Origin of the sequence: Streptomyces sp. NPDC020422, assembly GCF_044386705.1 — a bacterium.
Lineage (GTDB): Bacteria > Actinomycetota > Actinomycetes > Streptomycetales > Streptomycetaceae > Streptomyces.
Genome location: NZ_JBIRVJ010000013.1, coordinates 171,551 through 193,467, shown reverse-complemented (window position 1 = coordinate 193,467; position 21,917 = coordinate 171,551). Strand labels below are relative to the sequence as shown.

At 73.8% G+C, this 21,917-nt stretch carries 15 protein-coding genes; 9 read left to right on the top strand and 6 right to left on the bottom strand.

Annotation, left to right across the window (positions count from 1 at the left end):
• Positions 1–14: 14 nt before the first annotated feature.
• Positions 15–866 carry a pentapeptide repeat-containing protein gene (locus ACH414_RS30740; RefSeq protein ID WP_382541293.1) on the bottom strand — a complete coding sequence of 284 codons (852 nt, stop codon included), beginning with the start codon at positions 864–866 and terminating at the stop codon, positions 15–17.
• A gap of 67 nt (positions 867–933) precedes the next feature.
• On the opposite strand from ACH414_RS30740, the gene ACH414_RS30735 reads away from it, so the two are divergent.
• Entirely contained in the window at positions 934–2,454 is a 1,521-nt protein-coding gene (locus ACH414_RS30735; RefSeq protein WP_382541290.1) for an alpha/beta fold hydrolase, read from the top strand.
• A 207-nt stretch (positions 2,455–2,661) separates the two neighbouring features.
• Here ACH414_RS30735 and ACH414_RS30730 read toward each other — a convergent pair whose 3' ends face one another.
• On the bottom strand, positions 2,662–4,353 hold the full coding sequence (locus tag ACH414_RS30730) for an acyl-CoA synthetase (RefSeq protein ID WP_398944288.1): 1,692 nt from the start codon (positions 4,351–4,353) through the stop codon (positions 2,662–2,664).
• Between the two features lie 178 nt (positions 4,354–4,531).
• Here ACH414_RS30730 and ACH414_RS30725 point away from each other — a divergent pair, with 178 nt between their 5' ends.
• From ACH414_RS30725 to ACH414_RS30695, 7 genes are all read left to right on the top strand, one after another.
• Positions 4,532–5,335, top strand: coding sequence for a crotonase/enoyl-CoA hydratase family protein (locus ACH414_RS30725; RefSeq protein ID WP_382541285.1), 804 nt, complete (start codon positions 4,532–4,534; stop codon positions 5,333–5,335).
• A gap of 56 nt (positions 5,336–5,391) precedes the next feature.
• Positions 5,392–6,354 (top strand): OB-fold domain-containing protein, encoded by a 963-nt coding sequence (locus ACH414_RS30720; RefSeq protein WP_386568905.1) that lies wholly within the window; start codon positions 5,392–5,394, stop codon positions 6,352–6,354.
• Complete coding sequence (locus ACH414_RS30715; RefSeq protein ID WP_398944285.1) at positions 6,351–7,412, top strand: thiolase domain-containing protein; 1,062 nt, start codon at positions 6,351–6,353, stop codon at positions 7,410–7,412. Before ACH414_RS30720 ends, ACH414_RS30715 begins: the two co-directional genes overlap by 4 nt.
• Positions 7,405–8,586, top strand: coding sequence for a thiolase domain-containing protein (locus ACH414_RS30710; protein ID WP_382541278.1), 1,182 nt, complete (start codon positions 7,405–7,407; stop codon positions 8,584–8,586). The genes ACH414_RS30715 and ACH414_RS30710 overlap by 8 nt, the downstream gene beginning before the upstream one ends.
• A gap of 158 nt (positions 8,587–8,744) precedes the next feature.
• Positions 8,745–11,720, top strand: a complete 2,976-nt coding sequence (locus ACH414_RS30705) for an ATP-binding protein (RefSeq protein WP_382541275.1) — start codon at positions 8,745–8,747, stop codon at positions 11,718–11,720.
• A gap of 49 nt (positions 11,721–11,769) precedes the next feature.
• Positions 11,770–12,270: a hypothetical protein gene (locus tag ACH414_RS30700; protein ID WP_382541272.1), complete on the top strand. Its 501-nt coding sequence runs from the start codon at positions 11,770–11,772 to the stop codon at positions 12,268–12,270.
• An 18-nt stretch (positions 12,271–12,288) separates the two neighbouring features.
• Positions 12,289–12,654 (top strand): RNA-binding S4 domain-containing protein, encoded by a 366-nt coding sequence (locus ACH414_RS30695; protein ID WP_382541270.1) that lies wholly within the window; start codon positions 12,289–12,291, stop codon positions 12,652–12,654.
• A gap of 43 nt (positions 12,655–12,697) precedes the next feature.
• On the opposite strand, the gene ACH414_RS30690 is transcribed toward ACH414_RS30695, so the two are convergent.
• The 3 genes from ACH414_RS30690 to ACH414_RS30680 form a co-directional block, all read right to left on the bottom strand.
• The gene (locus tag ACH414_RS30690; RefSeq protein WP_398944282.1) at positions 12,698–14,896 is read right to left on the bottom strand and encodes a germacradienol/geosmin synthase; all 2,199 of its coding nucleotides are present in this window, start codon (positions 14,894–14,896) and stop codon (positions 12,698–12,700) included.
• Positions 14,897–15,054: 158 nt separating this feature from the next.
• On the bottom strand, positions 15,055–16,989 hold the full coding sequence (locus ACH414_RS30685; RefSeq protein ID WP_398944280.1) for an N-acetylmuramoyl-L-alanine amidase: 1,935 nt from the start codon (positions 16,987–16,989) through the stop codon (positions 15,055–15,057).
• 273 nt (positions 16,990–17,262) lie between these two features.
• Positions 17,263–18,390, bottom strand: a complete 1,128-nt coding sequence (locus ACH414_RS30680) for an aminoglycoside phosphotransferase family protein (protein WP_382541262.1) — start codon at positions 18,388–18,390, stop codon at positions 17,263–17,265.
• Positions 18,391–18,627: 237 nt separating this feature from the next.
• Between ACH414_RS30680 and ACH414_RS30675 the strand changes: the two genes are divergently transcribed.
• Positions 18,628–20,118, top strand: a complete 1,491-nt coding sequence (locus ACH414_RS30675; RefSeq protein WP_398944278.1) for a hypothetical protein — start codon at positions 18,628–18,630, stop codon at positions 20,116–20,118.
• A gap of 234 nt (positions 20,119–20,352) precedes the next feature.
• Here ACH414_RS30675 and ACH414_RS30670 read toward each other — a convergent pair whose 3' ends face one another.
• On the bottom strand, positions 20,353–21,783 hold the full coding sequence (locus ACH414_RS30670; protein WP_398944276.1) for a PP2C family protein-serine/threonine phosphatase: 1,431 nt from the start codon (positions 21,781–21,783) through the stop codon (positions 20,353–20,355).
• Positions 21,784–21,917 lie beyond the last annotated feature (134 nt).

Sequence of the window (21,917 nt, the reverse complement as noted above, 5' to 3'; positions counted from 1 at the left end):
GGCCGCGGGGGCGGTCAGCGGGTCCAGTGCGCCGGGCGCTCGAAGCCCTCCGGCAGCCGGGTGGCGGCGTCGCCGCGGGCCGCGTTCAGCTGGGGCTGGGTGAGGAAGAGCGCGCCGGTCAGGTCCGCGCCCGACAGGTCCGCGTCCCGCAGGTCCGCGCCGATCAGGTCCGCGAGCGACAGGTCGGCGCCCGACAGGTCGGCGGCGATGAGCAGCGCCCCGCGCAGGTCAGCGCCCCGCAGCCGCGCCCCGCGCAGCCGCTTGCCGATCAGGTCGGCACCGCGCCGGCTCTTCGGCTTGCCGCCGGCCGCCGCCCGCACCAGGGAGCTGCTCTCCAGGAGCAGGGGGTTCACCTCGGCCCGTACCGGGGCCACGTCGAGCCGCTCCAGCTCGGCCGGGGAACCCTCGGTGAGGGCGGTCACCCGGGCGAGCGCCCGGTCCAGGTCGGCGTGGAGCGTCCGGGTCGCGGCCAGCGCGCGGGCCTCGGAGAGGTAGCGCAGCAGCTCGTGCAGCTGGCGCATCACCGGGAACACCTCGTACATCTGCCGCGCGGTGTCCGGGGCCTCGCGCCAGGAGACGCCGCCGAAGGTCACCTGGGAGACCTGCTGGCCGGCGCCGAAGCAGTCGTACACCGTGCACCCGGGGAAGCCGCTGTCCCGCAGCCGGGTGTGGATCCCGCACCGGAAGTCGTCCTGGAGGTTGCGGCAGGGGTCGCCCGAGGACTTGTTCACCGCGAAGTCCGCGGACTTGGCGAAGGGGAGGGCCACGCAGCACAGGCCGAAGCAGTTCGCGCAGTCACCGCGCAGCTCGGCCTGACGGGTCTCGGACACGGTGAAACGGCTTCCTTCGCTGGTGGGGGCGGACATCCCACCGTATCGCGCTGTCCACCAATCCGGTTGCCTCGCCCCGACCGCGCCGATCATGATCGGCGGCATGCCTCAGTTCACGACGTACGACGGAACCGAACTCTCCTACCGGACGCTCGGCGAGGGCGAACCCCTCGTCGTCCTGCCCGGCGGGCCGATGCGCGACGCGGTCTACCTCGGCGACCTCGGGGGACTGTCCGCCCATCGCACCCTGCTGGTGCTCGACGCGCGTGGCACCGGGGAGAGCGCCGTCCCCGTCGACCCGGCGAGCTACCGCTGCGACCGGCAGGTCGCCGACGTCGAGGCGTTCCGCGCCCACCTCGGGCTCGACCGGATCGATCTGCTCGGCCACTCCGCGGGCGGCAACCTGGCCACCCTCTACGCGGCCGCCCATCCCGAGCGGATCCGCTCGCTGGTCCTGGTCACCCCCGGCACCCGGGCCGTCGGGATCGAGACCAGCGACGCGGAGTGGGACGCCGCCGCGGAGAGGTTCGCGGACCAGCCCTGGTACCCGGAGGCCCGTGCCGCGCTGGACGCCACCGACGAGAACACGCCGATGGAGCGGGTCTCGCAGCTGGCGATGCCGTTCGCGTACGGCCGCTGGGACGAGGCCGCGCAGGCCCACGCCGCGGGCGCCCGCACCGAGATGGACTGGGCGGCCGCCGCGGCCTTCTACGCACCGGGCGCCTTCACCCCCGACGCCACCCGGGAGGCGCTGCGCGCGGTGACCGCCCCGGTCCTCGTCCTCGCGGGCGGGTACGACAACGGCCCCACCCCCGCCAAGGCGGCCGAGCTGGCCGCCTGCTTCCCGCACGCCGAGCTGGTCGTCCAGCCCGCCGCCGGACACTTCCCCTGGGTCGACGACCCCGGCGGCTTCGCCCGCCCGGTGGCGGCCTTCCTCGACCCCGAGGTGCGCACGGTGACCGTCGACGGGGTCCGGCTCGCCTACCGGGTCCACGGCCCCGAGGACGCCCCGCCCGTCGTCCTGGTGCACGCGCGCGGCTGCGACTCCACCGACTGGGCCGGGATCGCGACGGAGCTCGCCGCCGACCGGCGGGTGTACGCGCCCGATCTGCGCGGCCACGGACTGAGCGACCACCCCGGCGAGTACGGTTACGCCGCGCTCCGCGACGAACTCGGCGGCTTCCTGAAGGCCCTGGGCCTGGCCGGCGCCACCGTCGTCGGACACTCCATGGGCGGGGCGGCGGCCTGTCTGCTCGCCCAGCGCGAGCCGGCCCTGGTCGGACGGCTCGTCCTGGAGGACGCCCCGGTCTTCTTCCCCGCCCTCCCGCCGCGCGGCCCCGCGGGTCCGCCCCCGGAGCCGGTCGCCTTCGACTGGGCGGTGCTCGACGCGACCAACGCCGACCTGAACGACCCGGACCCGGCCTGGCGCGAGGAGCTGTCCGCCGTCACCGCCCCCACCCTGATCGTGGGCGGCGGCCCGACCAGCCATCTGCCGCAGCAGCACCTGGCGTGGATGGCCGAGCGCGTCCCGGACGCCCGGCTGGTCACGATCGCGGCGGGGCACCTGGTGCACGAGGCCCGGCCGCGCGAATTCCTGGACGCGATCAGGGAGTTCGGCGTCTGACGCGGGTGCCTGGGGTGGGTGTCGGACGCGGGTGCCTGACTTCGGTGCCTGATGTGGGTATCGGACGCGGGTGACTGACGTCGGTGTCGGACGCGGGTGCCTGACGTCGGTGTCGGACGTCGGTGCCTGGCGTCGGTGTCTGGCGTCGGTGTCTGACGGCGGTTCCGACGGCCGTTCCGGCGTCGGTTCCCGCGTCGGTTCCGGCACTCAGGCGGTGGCGGTGGGTCCATCGGCCTCCACCGCCACCGAACGCGCCCAGCGGTAGTCCGCCTTGCCGCTCGGCGAGCGCTGGATCCGGTCGGCGAGCACCAGCTGGCGCGGCACCTTGTAGCCCGCCAGCCGGGTGCGGCAGTGGGCCTGGACCGCGGCCAGGTCCAGCGGCCCGGCCCCGTCGCGCAGCTGGACCACGGCGGCGACGTGGTTGCCCCACCTGGCGTCGGGCACCCCGGCGACCAGCGCGTCGTACACGTCCGGATGGGACTTGAGCGCCTGCTCGACCTCCTCCGGATAGACCTTCTCACCACCCGTGTTGATGCACTGCGAGCCGCGACCCAGGACGGTGACGATGCCCTGCTCGTCGACGGTGGCCATGTCGCCGAGCAGGACCCAGCGCTCGTCGCCCTTGCGGAAGAAGGTCTCGGCGGTCTTCGCCGGGTCGTTGTAGTAGCCGAGCGGCACGTGCCCGCGCTGGGCGAGCCGGCCGATCTCGCCGACGGCGACGGGCTCGTGGGTGGCCGGGTCGACCACCTGGGTGCGCTCGTTGACGTGCAGCCGGAAGCCCTTCGCGGGGCCCGAGTCGTCGGTGGCGCGCCCGTTGGAGCCGGACTCCGAGGAGCCGAAGTTGTTGAGCAGCAGCACGTGCGGCGCGAGCGCCTGGAACTGGGCGCGGACGGTGTCCGACATGATCGCGCCGGAGGAGGAGAGGCTGAAGAGGGCGGAGAGGTCGGTGCCCTTGAGCGGTCCGGTGAGGGCGTCGACCAGCGGACGCAGCATGGCGTCGCCGACCAGGGAGACGCTGGAGACCTTCTCCTTCTCGATGGTCCGCAGCACCTCCTCGGGCACGTACTTGCGGTGGATCACCACCCGCTGGCCGTAGTTGAAGGCGATGAACGAGGTGAGCGTCGAGGTGCCGTGCATGAGCGGGGGAGTGGGGAAGAAGGTGATCCCCGCGCCGCCCGCGGCGACCCGCTCGGCCAGCTCCTCGGGCCGCTTCACGGGCTCCCCGGACGGGTCGCCGCCGAAGAGCCCCGCGAAGAACAGGTCCTCCTGGCGCCACATCACGCCCTTGGGCATGCCCGTGGTGCCGCCGGTGTAGATGATGAAGAGGTCGTCGGGCGAGCGCGGCGCGAAGCCGCGCTCCGGCGAGCCGGCCGCCTCGGCCGTCGCGAAGTCCACGCAGTCGAGCGCCGGCGCGTCCTCGAAGGGGGCGCCGTCCTGCGAAGCGGCTCCTTGCGGGGTGGTGCTCGGGCGGGCGGCGGGCGGGGTCCCCACCCGCACGAGGTGCCGCAGCTTCTCCGTCTGCGGCAGCGCGGCCGCCACCCGCCCGGTGAACTCCGCGTCGAAGACGAGCGCGGCCAGGTCGGCGTCCCGGTAGAGGTAGACCAGCTCCTCCTCCACGTACCGGTAGTTGACGTTCACCGGCACGATCCGGGCCTTGAGGCAGGCGAGCACGGTCTGCAGGTACTCGATGCCGTTGTACAGATGGAGCCCGAGATGTTCGCCGGGGCGCAGGCCCGCGTCGATCAGGTGGTGGGCGATCCGGTTGGCCGCGGCGTCGAGTTCGGCGTAGGTCAGCCGGCGCTCGGCGCCGGTGCCGGGGTGGTCGACGTAGACCAGCGCCTCGCGGTCCGGAACCACGTCGACGACCGATTCGAACAGGTCGGCAAGGTTGTACTCCACCGTTCCTCCTGATCCTGGCCCGGGCTGAGACGCGTCGGTCACTGGCGCGGTCATCAGAGCACCGAAGGGCGGAGGGCGGAAGGGGTCGCGCAGAAGAATCTGACTGAGTGTCAGAAAACTATTGAACTGGACCCGTCACTCCTGCAACCTGTTCCAGAACTGGAGACGGGAGACGCCCATGGGCGGCAGCACCGAGCACCTCAGCATCCGGCGCGAAGGCGCCACGCTCGTCCTCACCCTCAATCGGCCCGAGGCCAAGAACGCGCTCTCGCTGCCGATGCTGGTGGGCCTGTACGACGGCTGGCTGGAAGCCGACGCCGACGACACCATCCGCTCGGTCGTCCTCACCGGTGCCGGCGGCAGCTTCTGCGCCGGCATGGACCTCAAGGCACTGGCCGGCAAGGGCATGGAGGGCCAGGGCTACCGGGACCGGATGACCGCCGACCCCGATCTGCACTGGAAGGCGATGCTGCGCCACCACCGCCCCCGCAAACCCGTGATCGCCGCCGTCGAGGGCCACTGCGTCGCCGGCGGCACCGAGATCCTGCAGGGCACCGACATCCGCGTCGCCGGCGCCTCCGCGACCTTCGGCCTCTTCGAGGTCCGCCGCGGGCTCTTCCCCATCGGCGGCTCCACCGTGCGCCTGCCCCGCCAGATCCCCCGCACCCACGCCCTGGAGATGCTCCTCACCGGCCGCCCCTACACGGCCGACGAAGCCTTCCGGATCGGCCTCGTCGGCAGCGTCGTCCCCGACGGCACGGCGCTCGACGCGGCCCTGGAGACCGCGGAGCGGATCAACGCGTGCGGTCCGCTCGCCGTCGAGGCGGTGAAGGCGTCCGTCTACGAGACCGCGGAGATGACGGAGGAGGAGGGCCTGGCGGCCGAGCTGAAGCGCGGCTGGCCGATCTTCGCGACCGCCGACGCCAAGGAGGGGGCCAAGGCCTTCGCGGAGAAGCGCGCCCCCGTCTACCGGCGGGAGTGAGGGCCGGCCCGGAAGAGCGCCCCGCCGTTGTGCCCCATCCACCAAGGAGCCGCCCCATGACATCCGCCCCCGAAACGCTCCGCGCCCCCCTCGTCGTCGAGTTCCCCTTCACCCGCTCCCTCGGCCCCGTGCAGTCCGCCTTCCTCACCGGGCTGCGCGAACGGACCGTGCTCGGGGTGCGCACCGAGTCCGGGCGTGTGCTCGTGCCGCCCGTCGAGTACGACCCCGAGACCGCCGCCGAGCTCCGCGAACTCGTCGAGGTCGGCACCACCGGCACCGTCACCACCTGGGCCTGGAACCCCGAGCCCCGCCCCGGGCAGCCCCTCGCGACCCCCTTCGCCTGGGTCCTCGTCCGCCCCGACGGCGCCGACACCGCCCTGCTGCACGCCCTCGACGCCCCCGGCCCCGAGGCCGTGCACACCGGCATGCGGGTCCGGATCCGCTGGGCGGCCGAACGCGAGGGCGCGCTCACCGACATCGCCTGCTTCGAGCCGTACGAGGGGGCCGACACCCCCGAGGCCACCGCCCCGCGCTCCCACGACGGGCGCTTCGACGAACCCGTCACCGGCATCGTCGCCCCCGCCCGCCTCGACTACACCTACAGCCCCGGCCGCGCCCAGACCGGCTACCTCCAGGCGCTCGCCGAACGCCGCACGGTCGGCGAACGCTGCCCCTCCTGCACCAAGGTGTACGTCCCGCCCCGCGGCGCCTGCCCCACCTGCGGAGTCGCCACCACCGACAAGGTCGAAGTCGGTCCGCGCGGCACCGTCACGACGTACTGCATCGTCAACATCAAGGCCAAGGGGCTCGACATCGAAGTCCCCTACGTCTACGCCCACATCGCGCTCGACGGCGCCGGCCTCGCCCTGCACGGCCGGATCGGCGGCATCCCCTACGACCAGGTCCGCATGGGCCTGCGGGTCGAACCCGTGTGGAGCGAGGACGGCCGCTACCCCGACCACTACCGCCCCACCGGGGAGCCGGACGCCGACTACGACACGTACAAGGAGCTGCTGTGAGCCGAGAAGTGGCGATCGTCGCCTTCGCACAGAGCGACCACACGCGGCGCACCGACGAACTCTCCGAGGTCGAGATGGTGATGCCGGTCCTCCACGAGGTGCTGCGGCAGACCGGCCTGAAGACCTCCGACATCGGCTTCACCTGCTCCGGCTCCTCCGACTACCTGGCCGGTCGCGCCTTCTCCTTCACCATGGCCCTGGACGGCGTCGGCGCCTGGCCGCCGATCTCGGAGTCGCACGTCGAGATGGACGGCGCCTGGGCCCTGTACGAGGCCTGGGTGAAGCTGCTGACCGGCGAGGTGGACACGGCGCTGGTCTACGCCTACGGCAAGTCCTCGCCCGGCTCCGTGCGCGACGTCCTCACCCGCCAGCTCGACCCGTACTACGTGGCGCCCCTGTGGCCCGACTCCGTCGCCCTCGCCGCGCTCCAGGCCCGCGCCCTGATCGACGCGGGCGACACCGACGAGGCGGGGCTCGCCCGGATCGCCACCCGCAGCCGCGAGGACGCCGCCGCCAACCCGCACGCCCAGCTGCCCGGAGCCCGGCCCCAGGGCGACTACCTCGTCGCGCCCCTGCGCACCGGCGACTGCCCGCCCATCGGCGACGGCGCCGCCGCCGTGATCCTCGCCGCCGGCGACCGGGCCCGCGAACTGTGCGCGCGCCCCGCCTGGATCACCGGCATGGACCACCGCATCGAGGCGCACTCCCTCGGCGTGCGCGACCTCACCGACTCGCCCTCCGTCCGCCTCGCCGCCGAACGCGCCGGCGCCTTCGACCCGAACCGGCCGCCGCTGGACGCCGCCGAACTCCACGCGCCCTTCTCCTCCCAGGAGGTCGTGCTGCGCAAGGCCCTCCGCCTCGGGGACGAGGTCCGGATCAATCCCTCCGGCGGGGCGCTCGCCGCCAACCCCGTGATGGCCGCCGGTCTCATCCGGCTCGGCGAGGCCGCCGCCCGCATCCACCGCGGCGCCTCCGACCGCGCGCTGGCCCACGCCACCTCAGGGCCCTGCCTCCAGCAGAACCTGGTCGCCGTCCTGGAAGGGGACTCGGATGACTAAGTCCGCGACAGCGAAAGAACCCGTCGCGATCGTCGGGATCGGCCAGACCAAGCACGTCGCCGCCCGCCGGGACGTCTCCCTCGCCGGACTCGTCCGCGAGGCCGCCCGCCGCGCGCTCGACGACGCCGAACTGACCTGGGCGGACATCGACGCCGTCGTCATCGGCAAGGCCCCCGACTTCTTCGAGGGCGTGATGATGCCGGAGCTCTACCTCGCCGACGCCCTGGGTGCCGTGGGCAAGCCCATGCTCCGCGTGCACACCGCCGGCTCGGTCGGCGGCTCCACCGCCCTGGTCGCCGCCAACCTGGTGGCCGCCCGCGTCCACGGCACCGTCCTCACCCTCGCCTTCGAGAAGCAGTCCGAGTCCAACGCCATGTGGGGACTCTCGCTCCCCGTCCCCTTCCAGCAGCCCCTGCTCGCCGGCGCCGGCGGCTTCTTCGCCCCGCACGTGCGCGCCTACATGCGCCGCACCGGCGCCCCCGACACCATCGGCTCCCTCGTCGCGTACAAGGACCGCCGCAACGCGCTCAAGAACCCCTACGCGCACCTCCACGAGCACGACATCACCCTGGAGAAGGTCCAGTCCTCGCCCATGCTGTGGGACCCGATCCGCTACTCCGAGACCTGCCCCTCCTCCGACGGCGCCTGCGCCATGATCCTCACCGACCGTGCGGGCGCGGCCCGTTCGCCCCGGCCGCCGGCCTGGATGCTCGGCGGCGCCATGCGCAGCGAACCGACCCTCTTCGCCGGGAAGGACTTCGTCTCCCCGCAGGCCGGCCAGGACTGCGCCGCCGACGTCTACCGGCAGGCCGGCATCACCGACCCGCGCCGGCAGATCGACGCGGTCGAGATGTACGTGCCGTTCTCCTGGTACGAACCGATGTGGCTGGAGAACCTCGGCTTCGCCGAGGAGGGCGAGGGCTGGAAGCTCACCGAGGCCGGGGTCACCGAACTCGACGGCGACCTGCCCGTGAACCCGTCCGGCGGAGTCCTCTCCACCAACCCCATCGGCGCCTCCGGCATGATCCGCTTCGCCGAGGCCGCCCTCCAGGTCCGCGGCCAGGCCGGCGAGCACCAGGTCGAGGGGGCGCGCACGGCGCTCGGACACGCGTACGGAGGAGGCGCGCAGTTCTTCGCCATGTGGCTGGTCGGCGACCGCCCGCCCGCCACCTGAACACCCCCGGGGAGGGGTGATGACCGGCTCGTTCACATGATCCTCACAATCCCCCTCCCCGAGGGCGCAGCCCGGCGTACGCTGGGGTTTTCGCGGGGCCACCACCCAGGCCGCACCCCTCGTGCGCCGGGCATGCGCCCCCGGCGTGGGGGTGGACCATGGCAGTACCCACCGGAAGGTCCGGGGGACCCGGCTTCGGCCTGTTCGAGCGAGAGGCCGAACTCGCCGCCGCCGAGGAGGCGCTGACCCTGCTCACCGGGCAGGACGAGACCGACCAGGCCGCGGGGCCCCCAGCCCTCCGGCTCGTGCACGGCGGCCGACCCGCCCCGGACGCCCCCGGCACCCCCGCGCGCCGGGCCGCGGCCCGCGGCGGCGTCCTCGCCTTCGCCGCCCCCGCCGGACTCGGCAAGACCACCCTCCTCGCCGAGGTGCGCCGCCGGGCCGCCGCCAAGGGCTGCACCGTGCTCTCCGCCCGCGGCGGCGACCAGGAGCAGCGGGTCGCCTTCCACGTGGCCCGCCAGCTCCTCCAGCCGCAGCTCGCCGCCGCCTCCCGCGCCGAGCTCACCGAACGGCTCGGCAGCTGGTACGACATCGTCGGCCCCGCCCTCGGCCTGTGCACCGCCGCCGACGGTGCCCCACCGGACCCGCAGGGACTGCGCGACGGACTCGACTGGGTCCTCACCCACCTCGCCGTCCGCCGCGCCCCGCTCGTCGTCGTCCTCGACGACGCCCACTGGGCCGACCCCGAATCCCTGGGCTGGCTCTCCGCCTTCGCGCCCCGCGCCGAGGACCTGCCCATGCTGCTCGTCGTCGCCTACCGCCCCGACGAACTGCCCGAGTCCGGAGCGGAGTTCACCGGCCGCAGGTCCGGTCGGCGGCCCCTCGGCCTGGAGCCGCTGACCACCGACGCCATCGCCCGGCTGGTCCGCGACCAGGTCGGCGCCCACGCCGACGACGCCTTCTGCCGCGAATGCTGGGCCGTCACCTCCGGCAACCCCTTCGAGGCCGTCGAACTCGCCGCCCGCGTCCGCGACCGGGGCCTGGAGCCCACCGCCGACCGCGCCCCCGCCCTGCGGGACCTCGCCGCCGCCGTCAAGGGCAGCGGCCTCATCGCCCAGATCGAACGCCTCGGCACCGCCACCGTCCGCCTCGCCTGGGCCTGCGCCGTCCTCGGCACCGAGATCTCACCGCAGCTCGCCGGTGCCGTCGCCGGACTCGGCGGCGAGGAGGTCGGCCGCTGCGCCCGACAGCTCCGCGACGCCCGCGTCCTCGCCCCGGCAGACCCCGACGCCGAACCCGGCGCCGACACCCTGGAGTTCGTCCACCCCCTGATCGCCACCGCCGTCTACGACGCCATCCCCGCCGCCACCCGCGTCGCCCTGCACGGCCAGGCCGCCTGGTGCGTCGTCGACGCGGGCCTCGGCTCCACCGCCGCCGCCCGCCACCTCGTCGAGACCCACCCCGAAGCCGACCCCTGGGTCGTGCAGCACCTGCGCGCCGCCGCCCAGGAGACCCTGCGGGCCGGCGCTCCCGACACCGCCCGCCGCTACCTCGCCCGCGCCCTGCGCGAACCCCCCGACCACGACGAGCGGGCCGCCGTCCTCTTCGAGCTCGGCTGCGCCTCCCTGCTCACCGAACCCGCCACCACCGTCAACCACCTGCGCGCCGCCCTGGAGGAGACGGTCGCCGACTCCGCCCTGCGGCACGGCATCGTCTACCGCCTCTCCCAGGTCCTCGCCCACAGCGACCGGCTGGTGGAGGCCTCCGAGCTGCTCGGCCGCGAGTCCCGGCTCACCACCGACGCCCGCAGCCGGCTGCGCATGCAGTCCGAGAAGTTCATGTGGGACGCCTTCCGCGCCGACGAACCCGACTCGCCCGCCCGCTCCCGCCGCCTCGCCCGGCTAGCCGACCGGCTCTCCGGCCGCGACCTCACCGAGCGCTACATCATCGGCCTGCGCGCCTGGGACGCCACCCTGCGCGCCGAACCCGCCGCCGTGGCCGTCGACCACGCCGAGCGGGCCCTCGACGGCGGCCTCAGCTGGGCCGACGAGAGCCGCGGCTTCGAGGTCCCGGTGCTCGTCGCCCTCACCTTCCTCTACGCCGACCGGCCCGGCCGCGCCGAGGAGCTGTTCGCCGCCGGCACCGCCGAGTTCGAACGCCAGGGCTGGCGCGGCGCCCACCTCTCCTTCGCCTACACCCTCCTCGGCTACATCCGCTACCGCCGCGGCCGGCTCGTCGAGGCCGAGGACTTCGTGCGCGCCGGCCTGCGGCTCGCCGAGCGCGTCGGCCCCCGCACCCCCGCCGAGTGGTACGCCGTCGGCGTGATGATCGAGGTGCTGCTCGCCCGGGGCCGCACCGAGGAGGCCGAGCGGGTCGCCCGCGAGCACGACTTCGGCGAGCCCTTCCCCGCCGCCGTCACCTTCCCCGACTCCCAGACCGTCCACGCCGAACTGCTCCTCGCCACCGGCCGCACCGAGGAGGCCGCCGCCGAGCTCGCCGCCGTCGGCCGCCGCCTCGACCCGCGCGGCATGCGCAACCCCGCCTGGTGCCCCTGGCAGCTCCACCTGGCCCTCGCCGAGGCCGCCGAGACGCCCGAGCGGGCCCGTGAGACCGCTCTCGAAGCCGTCGCCAGGGCCCGCCAGTACGGCGCGCCCTCCGCGATCGGTCAGGCGCTCCGCGTCACCGCCGAGGTCTCCGCCGAGCCCGACCGGATCAAGCTCCTCGAGGAGTCCGTCGACTGGCTGGAGCGCTCGCCCGCCGCCTACGAGCTGGCCCGCTCCCTCGTCGCCCTCGGTATCGCGCTGCGCCGCACCGGCCGCACCGCCGAGGCCGCCGAGCACCTCTACCGGGGTCTGGAGACCGCCCAGAGCTGCGGCGCCGACGGCCTCGTCGACGACGCCAGGGCCGAGCTCGCCGCCGCCGGACTGCGCCCCCGGGCGCTCCACCCGACCGGCACCGACGCGCTCACCGTCCGCGAGCGCAGCGCCGCCGAGCTGACCGTCCGCGGCGAGGACCCGGGCGCCGTCCTCGGCCTCGACCAGGCGGCCGTGACCCTGCTCCTGTCGGCCGTCTACCGCAAGCTCGGCACCGACCCCTCGGGCCTCGCCCAGGCCCTGACCAGCGGGGGACCGTGACGCCGCCCCGGCGCGCCGCATCGCCCGCCGGGACACGTACCATGGCGGTATGTCCTTCCTCCGCCGCCGCAGCGCCGCCACACCCGCGGGCCCGGACTTCGACGTCCTGGCCATGGACCCGGGGGACTGGCCCGGCAATCTCGGCGCCGGTCTGCTCCCGGCCCCCGACGGCTCCTGCCAGGGCGTGTTCCTGCGCTACGACCTCTTCGGCGGTCGCGGACCCGCGATGATCATCGGCAATCTGCCGGCCGGCTCCCCGGCCCGCGAGCTGGCCGACGGGCAGATCCCCTTCGAGGTGGCCCAGCTGCTCGCCGCCCTGGAGAACGACGAGCCGGTCGAGGTCCTCGACGTCGAGGACGTCCCCGTGATGCAGGGCGACAACCTGCTGATCGTGCGCCGGCTGAAGCTCTCCGAGAGCCGGATCTCCTGCGTCCAGTTCGACCGCAGCGACAACGTCCTGGTGACCATCGCCAGTTGGGACCGGCCCATCACCGACGACCTGTACGCGCTGCTCAAGCCGCTGCCCGCCGAGCTGTTCCAGCAGGGCTGACGAGGGGGACGGGGGCCGATGAGCGCACGCGTCGACAGCTGGATCTGGGCGGTCCGCCTCACCAAGACCCGCTCCCAGGCCGCCGCGGCCTGCCGGGCCGGCCACGTCAAGGTCAACGGGGAGCGCGCCAAGCCCGCCCAGCCGGTGAAGCCGGGCGACGAGGTGCGCGTCTTCCACGGCGGCCGGCAGCGGATCGTCGAGGTCAAGGAGCTGCTCACCAAGCGGGTCGGCCCGCCGGCGGCGGCCGAGGCGTACGTCGACAACAGCCCGCCCCCGCCGCCGCGCGAGCACGTGGCCGTCGCGGCCGTCCGCGACCGCGGCGCCGGCCGCCCCACCAAGCGCGACCGACGCGAACTCGACCAGCTGCGCGGTCTGCGCCCCTGATCCGCCGGTCCGTCCCGGAGCTCCGGGACGGACCCCTCCGCCCTCACCGCGCGGGCGCCCCGAACGCCGTGGCGAGACGGGCCGCCGAGGTGCCGAGGCCCGTCGGCCCCCGCCGCGCGAGCGGGGCACCGGCGCCCGCGTGGACGTGCTCCGCCTTGTAACGCGACACCGTCCGGTGCCAGTGCAGGATGCCGGCGAGCCAGTCCTCCAACTCCCGCAGATACGCCCCGAAGGCGGCCCGCCCCTTCGCGTCCAGCGCGAAGTCCTCGAAGAGCAGCGGCACTTCGTGCTTCTTCACATGCTCGTACTGGCGCAGCCGGCCCCGCATCAGATCGTCGAGCAACGCCACCGACGTCGGATAGTCGCAGGCGAAGAACTTCTGCACCACCAGCGCGCCGTTGTGCACCTCCCCTTCGACCTCGATCTCCTTCTGGTAAGAGAAGAGGTCGTTGAGGAGCGTGGCGTAGTCGGAGACGGAGTTCTCCAGGGCGCGCACCGTGCCCGTGCGGTAGATCTCGGCCGGGAGCGTGTCGGCGCGCCGCAGCCGGCTCAGCAGCATCGTCAGCTCCGAGCCGAAGGTCGTCCGGCGCATCTCGATGTAGTCGACCGGGTCGGGAACCCGGTGCTGCGCCGTGTTGTGCAGTTCCCAGAGCCAGCTGTCGAGCATGACGCCGACCGCGGTGCGGAGCCGGGTCCGGGCCTCGGGCGTCATCGGTCCGGCCGTGCGCGCCCACAGATCGGCCAGCGCCCGCTCGATCGGGTCGACGGCGAGCGCCGCCCCCGCGGCCGGATCCGCAAGCGGCATACAGGACTTGAGCCGGTCGGTCTGCTCCCTGGCGCCGGGCAGGTTCCGTGAGCGCCCGAAGGCGAACGGGTAGTAGTCGTCCGCGTACGTGCCCCAGGTCAGCCACTCGGTGCTGAGCTCCAGCTCCTCCAGGGTGGCATCCGGGTCGAGCCCCGCCGCGCAGAGCGCCAGGTCGAAACCCTCCGCCAACGGCCGGTCCCAGATGCCCCGCAGGAGCCCCATCCGCTCGGACCACTCCACCGACCGCCGCCCGGCCTCCTCGCGGTGCGGACTGAGCGAGAGCGGGTACGGCAGGCTGAACTCCGGGAGCAGCGAGGGGCCCACGGTCTGGTGCGGCACATGCGTGTGGGCGCGAAGCCGGCCGGCGGCCTGGCGTCCGAACAGGGCGCGGATGTTCCCCGCCGAGGTGCCGATCCGGGCGCCGAACGGCGAGCCGTCCCGCACCAGTCCCTCGTTCATATAGCGGCTGGAGCGCAGATGCCACTCGTGCCCGCCGGACTGCCAGTCCTGCAGCCCCTTGGTGTACGCGGCGATGGCCGCGGCCTGCTCGGGGCCGAGCCCCTGCTCCAGGCAGAGCGCGGGCACCTCGGTGAGCGCCGTGTTCTCGAACTGGTGCAGGCGCGAGGTCAGCAGGTCGTTCACCGCCTCCGCCGCCTCCTGCGTCGTACAGCCGAGGAACTTCTCCAGGACGAGGACGCCGTTGCTGTTCTCGCCCTCGTCCTCGACCTCGCGCTGGTACGAGAAGAGGTCGTTGCGCAGATGGACCGCGTCGGAGAACGCGTCCCGCAGCACCCGCAGCGGCCGGGAGTACGCGACCTCCTCGGGGACCTCGGCGCCCGCCGCGTACTCGACGAGCCCCGCCGACCAGGGCGCGCCGCCCACCTTGCGGCGCATCTCGATGTACTCGACGGGGTTGGCGATCCGCCCCTCGTTGATGTTGTCGAGCTCCCACAGCGACTCGTAGAGCAGATGCTCGGTGGCCTCGGCGAACCGGACCCGCCAGGCCTCCGACATCGAGGGGACGGTCCGCAGCCACAGATCGGCGAGACCGGCCTCGACCGGGTTCACCGGCTCGGGCATGCCCGCGGCGGGGTCGGCCGGCATGAAGAGCGGGAGGCGGTCGAGGTACGCCTTGCCGCCACGCCGGTCCTGGGTGCGCTTGAAGGTCTCCAGGAAGTGGTCGTCGAAGAAGAACACCCACGTGTACCAGTCGGTGACCAGGGACAGCGCGTCCGCGTCGCAGTCCGGATGGGTGTAGGAGCACAGCAGGGCGTAGTCGTGGGACTCGAGGTCGGCCTCCTCCCAGACGCCCGAGCCCTCGAGCATCCCCATCTCCCGGGCCCAGCCCCGCGTGTGGACGCGGGCCGCCTCCAGGTGGGGATTGAGCCGTGCCGGATGCGGGACATAGAAGTCCGGCAGAACGAAGGGCTGAGCCATGCCAGGGAGGCCTCTCGGTGAGCGGGGCTGTCGTCCGGCCGAGCATTACCCCTCGACCCCCACGGCCACGCGAACACCGCGATAGTCATACGAACGCCGAAGGGTGCCGGTCGGGCCACGGCCCGCCGACACCCCCGCGACGTGCGCCGCCCGCTCCGTCAGGCGCGGGAAACCTGCACGTCAGCAGCCTTGACGAAGGCCACCCGATGCCCGAACTGGATCTCGTAGTACTGCTCCTGGCCGCGCACGACCCGGTGGATCGAGGTGTCGAACGTGGGTGCGTAGAAGTACTCGCCCGGGGTACTGCCCCCCACCACGTACCGCTGCCCGGCGAGCAGCTTGTACGGCAGCGGCGAGACCGACTGCACCGGTACGCCCGCCGGATACGCCGAGGCCTCCGGGTAGGCCCGTCCGTACACCGGCACCGACGCGAGACCCTCCCTCGGCGTCAGCACCACACCCCGAGCGTTCACCGCCGTCCGCCGCCCCTCGGGATTGTGGAACCAGGCCTGCTGCCCCAGGTACCAGATCGCCGTCCAGTCGCCCCGGCGCTCCGCCACCGCGAAGCTCTGGCCCGTCGATGCCCGCGCCCCGGTGTCGTTGACCCCGGTGGTCGAGTCCTGCCCACCCGGCCGCAGACCGATGTCCTTCACCAGCGGCGCGTCGGCGCTCGGGGCGGTGTGCAGGCGCACGGCCCCGCTCCCGTGGGGCGCGCACGCCACCCCGGTCGTCACACATCCCGTGTACACCGGCTGGTTCTCCGCGTACTCCGGACGGATCGTGACCACCCCCGCGTCCGGACCCGCGCTCGGCGTGATCGGCCGGCCGAGCAGCCGGAAGTAGTGCGCCCAGTCCCAGTAGGGGCCCGGGTCCGTGTGCATCCCGCGGATCGACGAGGTCACCGTGCCCGGCACGTTGTCATGACCCAGGACGTGCTGCCGGTCCAGCGGAATGCCGAACCGCTTCGCCAGGTACCGGACCAGCCGCGAGGAGCTCCGGTACATCGCCTCCGTGTACCAGGAGTCCGGCGAGGTCAGGAAGCCCTCGTGCTCCAGGCCCACCGACTTGGCGTTCACGAACCAGTTGCCCGCGTGCCAGCCCACGTCCTTCAGCGCCAGGTGCTGCGCCACGTGCCCGTCCGAGGAACGCAGCGAGTACTGCCACGACACGTACGTCGGGTCCTGGACCAGCTTCAGGGTGGTGTCCCAGCTCGCCTCGGTGTCATGGATCACGATGTAGTCGATCGACTGCGAACCGGGCCGGTTCCCCAGGTCGTGGTTGCCGTAGTCGCCGTCCCCGAACTCCTCGTACGGTGCCGGGACCCACTCGCACGCCACCGAGCGGGGGCACTCCACCGGACCCCGCGCCGGCGCCCGCAGCCCGAGCGCGGCGATCTGGCCGGTGGCCGGGGCGACCGCCGGCTCCGCCGCGAGCGTCACCACCTGACCGCTGTCCGTGATCCGCGAGGCACCCTCGCGGATCACGTCGAAGACGTCGTCCGCGTACGTCGCCGCCGTCTCCGCGTCGTCCGCGCCCGAGTAGCGCGCCACCGCCCCGTACCAGTCGGCCGGATCGGCGCTCGCCGTCAGGCCCGCCTCGCGCTGCGCCGCGGCCAGCAGCGCCGCACCGCCCTCGATGTTCGCCGCCGTACCGGTCCGCAGCTCCTCGGCGGACCGCCCGGACAGCTCCGCCGCCCGCTCCAGGGTGCGCAGCCGCGGCGGCAGCTCGGCCGCGCTCGGAGCCGGCGCCCCGGGGCCGACCCGGGGCGGCCGCGCGTCGTCGCCGCGTGCGTCCTCCTCGCCCTCCGAGTGGTGCGGCGCCTCGGCGAGCGCGGTCACCGCGTCCGTCAGGTGCATCGGACCGTAGCCGCCGGTCACGCTCGGCGCGCCGCCGTGTCCGTCCCAGCGCGACTGGAGGTACGACACGCCGAGCAGCACGCTCTGCGGCACGCCGTAGCGCTCGGCGGCCGCCGCGAACTGCCGCTGCAGCGCGCCCGCCTCGGGCTCCTCGGCGGTCGCGGACGGCGCGGCGGACAGCAGCGGAACGAGCAGGACGGCCGGAGCGGCACGTCTGAGGAACGCGGAACGGAGCAAGGCAGCCTCCAGCGACAGGGGGGAACGGGGGCCGTGCGGGACCGAACCCGTACAGGGGTAGCGGCTCGCGGACGATCCGTCAATCACCCGCCCCGGGGGCGGATTTCCCACGTCAGAGGAGTTTCGGGCGGATGGTGCGCCCGCCTGCGGTGCGTCAGTGGAGTGGACCAATGGGGGCGCCGGACCGTGTTCCGTACACACGAAGAGCGCCGCGTGCCCGGTGTGTCGGCACCGGGCGCGCGGCGCGCCACCCCCGTCTCGTGTCGGGACCCCTCAGCGTGTCCCGACCGCCGCGCGCACGGCCCGCCGTGCCATGGCGCAGTCGTCGTGCAGCCGCCGCAGCAGCAGCCGCTGTTCCTCGCCCGGCGAGACCGCCCCGGCGGGCACCGGCACCGAACCGGCCGGCGGCGCCTCCCTGATCGTGCGCTGCACCGCCGTCTCGTAGGTACGGATCTCGCGGGTCAGCACGATCATCAGGTTCACCAGGAAGGCGTCCCGGGACGCCGTCCCGGCCTGCTGCGCCAGCTGGCTGATCTGGCGCCGGGCCAGCGGGGCGTCCCCGAGGACCGCCCACAGCGTTGCCAGGTCGTACCCGGGCAGATACCAGCCCGCGTGCTCCCAGTCGACGAACACCGGACCGGCCGGGGAGAGCAGGATGTTGGAGAGCAGGGCGTCACCGTGGCAGAACTGCCCCATGCCCTGCCGGCCGCCCGCCTGGGCCAGACCGTGCAGCAGCTTCTGCAGGTCGTCCCGGTCCCGGTCGGTGAACAGACCGAGCTCGTGGTAGCGGGCGATCCGCGTCGCGTAGTCGAGCGGCGCGTCGAAGGTCCCGGCGGGCGGACGCCAGGCGTTGAGCCGGGCGACCGCTCCGAGCGCGGCCCGTACGTCCGCGCGGGGCGGAGCCTCCAGGGGGTGGCGGGTCAGTGCCGCCGCCCGTCCCGGCATCCGCTCGATCACCAGCGTGCAGTTCTCCGGGTCCGCGGCGATCAGCCGCGGAGCGCGCACCGGGGGACGGTGCCGGACGAACGCGCGGTAGGCAGCTATTTCGTGCCTGAACCGCTCGACCCACGCGGGGGAATGGTCCAGTAAACACTTCGCGACCGCGGTGGTCCGCCCGGTCGTCCCGACGATCAGCACGGAACGGCCGCTGCGCCGCAGCACCTGGACCGGGTTGAACTCGGGGCAGATCCGGTGGACGGACGCGATCGCCATGCGCAGCTGCGCGCCCTGGGGACCGGACAGGTCGATTCTCCCGCTGGGCTGCTGGACGGTGCTGCCCGCCCAGCGCCTCGGCCGCACCGCTCCCTGCGGAGCGGGCGCGAGGTACGGTCCGGAGCCGGCCGGGACGGTGCGGTGCAGCGGCCGGGGCGGGGCGGTCACGGAGGACGATGCTGTGTACATGGAGGAGACAGATCCCTTCGTGCGCCGACGAGTTGCGTGCGTCGCCCCGCCCGCCCGAACGGTCCGCACCCTGGGGAAAATGAGGGCCGGTCGACGGGGCGGGGTGGCGCGTTCCTACCTGACACCCGGGCGCGGGTGGCGGAACATCGGGCGCACCCTGGCGAACCCTGGCGAATAGTCGCCAGCCCTATGACAGGGGGTTACTGTCAACTCAGCCGAGAACCTGGGGGCTTAGACGTGACCGGACAGACCAACACCCGCCTGGCGGACCTCTTCGGCCTCGCCGGCTGGTCCAAGGGCGAACTCGCGAGACTCGTGAACCGGCAGGCGGCGGCCATGGGCCACCCCCAGCTGTCGACCGACACCTCGCGGGTGCGGCGCTGGATCGACATGGGGGAGACCCCGCGCGATCCCGTGCCCCGGGTGCTGGCAGCGCTGTTCACCGAGCGACTCGGCCGTGTCGTGACCATCGAGGACCTCGGGTTCGTACGACACGGGCGCGCCGGGAAGAGGCGGGACGTCAGGAACACCGACAACCCTGACGGGCTGCCCTGGGCGCCCGAGCGTACGGCAGCGGTCCTCACCGAATTCACGGGAATGGACCTCATGCTCAACCGACGCGGCCTGGTGGGCGCGGGTGCCGCGCTCGCCGCCGGCTCCGCACTCAGCAACGCCATGCAGGACTGGCTCCACAGCGACCCCGCACAACCCGGCGCCACCCCCCGCGCCATCGATCCCCTCCACGCCGACCCCGCCGGGTTCGACCGCTACGAGGCCGCCCCCATCGGGTCGGAGGAGATCGAGGCACTGGAGCGCTCCGTGGAGGTCTTCCGCGCCTGGGACGCGTCCCGGGGCGGCGGCCTCCAGCGCAAGGCGGTCGTGGGCCAGCTCAACGAGGTGGGCGGCATGCTCGCCTACCGCCACCCCGACCACCTCCACCGGCGCCTGTGGGGCGTCGCGGCCAACCTGGCCGTACTGGCCGGCTGGATGTCCCACGACGTGGGCCTGGAGCCCACCGCCCAGAAGTACTTCGTGATCGCCGCGCACGCGGCCCGCGAGGGCGGCGACCGGCCGCGGGCCGGCGAGGCGCTCTCCCGCGCCGCCCGCCAGATGGTGCACCTGGGGCGCCCCGACGACGCCCTCGACCTCATGAAGCTCGCCAAGTCCGGCTCGGGGGAGCGCGTGCTGCCCCGGACCCAGGCCATGTTCCGCACCATCGAGGCCTGGGCTCAGGCGTCGATGGGCCGCGGCCAGGCCATGCGCCGCACCCTCGGCGAGGCGGAGGACCTCTTCGTCTCCGACCGGGGCGAGGAGAAGCCGAGCTGGATGCAGAACTTCGACGAGGCCGATCTGCACGGCATGCAGGCGCTCGCCTACCGCACCCTGGCCGAGCACGATCCCGCCGCCGCGGTCCCCGCGCAGCGCCACGCCAAGCTGGCGCTGGAACTGCGCCGGAACGGCCACGACCGGTCGAAGCTCTTCGACCACATCTCGCTCGCCTCGGCCTGCTTCATCGCCGACGACCCGGAGCAGGCGGACCGCTACGCCCGGCTCGCCCTGGTGTCCATGGGGGAGACCTCGTCCCACCGCACCTGGGACCGGCTGCGCGAGATGTACCGGCTGACCGGCCAGTACGCGGGCTACACGAAGATCGAGCACCTGCGCGAGGAGATCGAGAGGGCGCTGCCGAAGGCGCCGACGAACCGCCCGCGCACCGGGGAGGCGTGAGCGCCCGGCGGGCACGGGGACGGAGCGCGCCGGACCGCGCGGGCCTGCTCCCGAGGTCCCCGGGCATGTCGCCAGGGGCCCTGTTCGGGACGCCCCCGGGCGTGTCGACCGGGGACGTGCGCGGACACGCCGGAGCACGCGTGACGGATCGGCATGCCGTACGGCCTGCCGGGACGTGCCGGTCGCGCTGAGGATCGCGCGCCGGACGTGCGGGGTCGGAGCCCGGGGACGGGGCTACCGGCCGACGCGTACGACCATCACGCAGGCGTCGTCCTCGCGCGGCCCCTCGCCGAACTCCGCCACGACCGTCCGCACGCAGTCCTGCGCGTCGCGCGCGGTCGCGAGCCGCGGGGCGAGGGCGAGCAGCCGGCGCGTGCCGCCGTCGTCGTCGAGGGAGCCCGCCGTGCGGGTCAGCCCGTCGGTGTGCAGGAGCAGCAGGTCGCCGGGGCGCAGCCGGGTCTCGGCCTCCTCGTACGTCGCGCCGCTCGTCGCGCCGAGGAGCACGCCCTCGGGCCTGGCCAGGGCGCGCACCGCCCCGTCGCGGAACAGCAGCGGGGCGGGGTGTCCGGCCTGTGACCAGGTGAGGGTCTGCGACGCGGGGTCGTAGCGGCAGCACATCGCGCTGCCGAGGGCGGGCTGGACGGAGGTCTCCAGGAGCTGGTTGAGGTGCCCCATCAGGGCGCCGGGGCGGATCCCGGCCACCGCCATGCCGCGCAGCGCGCCGAGCAGCATGGCCATCGAGGAGGTCGCGGCGACGCCGTGACCGGTCAGGTCGCCGACCGTGAGCAGCGCGTCCCCGTCCGGGAGGGCGAGCGCGTCGTACCAGTCGCCGCCGATCAGCCCGGTGGACGCGGCGGGCAGGTAGTGCCCCGCGACGTCGAGGGGGGCGGGCCCGTCGTGGGCGAAGCGGAGCGAACCGCGCCAGGGCGGCAGCACGGCCTCCTGGAGCTCGACGGCGACCCGGCGCTCGGTGTGCTCGATCTGCTGGTGGCGCTGGAGGCTGTCACGGCTCTCGCGGACCGCGCGCTCGCTGCGCCGCAGCTCGCTGACGTCCCTCAGGACGGCCCACATCGATGCCGTGCAGCCGTCGGAGTCGAGGACGGGCTCGCCCGTCATGTGCACCGTGCGGACCCTGCCGTCGCTGCGCACGATGCGGAACTCGCCGTCGATCGGCTTCCCGTCGATCAGGCAGTCCGTCACCATCGCCTGCAGCAGCGGCTGGTCCTCGGCGAAGACCATCGAGGGCAGCTCGTCGAGCGACATCGGGCCGCTCTCCTGCGGCCGGCCGAAGATCTGGAACAGCTCCTCGGACCAGTGCACCTCGTCGGTGAGCAGATCCCACTCGGCGCTGCCGACCCGGGAGAGGAGCGAGCCGGTGGAGCGGGGGGCCGGCACCGCGTAAGCGGCCGGCGACTCGACCGCCGCCTCACCGGGGAGCCCGGCCTTCAGCTGGCCCAAGTGGGCGCCCAGGTCGTCGAGTTGGTTGACGGCGAGATCGCACAGCGCGCGCTGCCACCGGTTGTGGGGGTCGTCCTCGTCCACGGCGGAGTCCCTGCGCACCGCGTCCACGTCGCCCCGCAGACGGCGCGTCTGCGAGATCAGGGCGTCCACCGTGCCCGGCTCGGGCGGCTGGGCGGGACGGTCCGCGAACAGATGGGACGGCATGTCGTACTCCGATACAAACGACGTGGCACGGCCAGGTCGGGAAGTTGAAGCCCGACTACGACTTTCGCACAGCCCGGGACACCTCGTAAGGGATTTGGCAACACTCGATACGGTGGTGCTTCTGACATATGCCA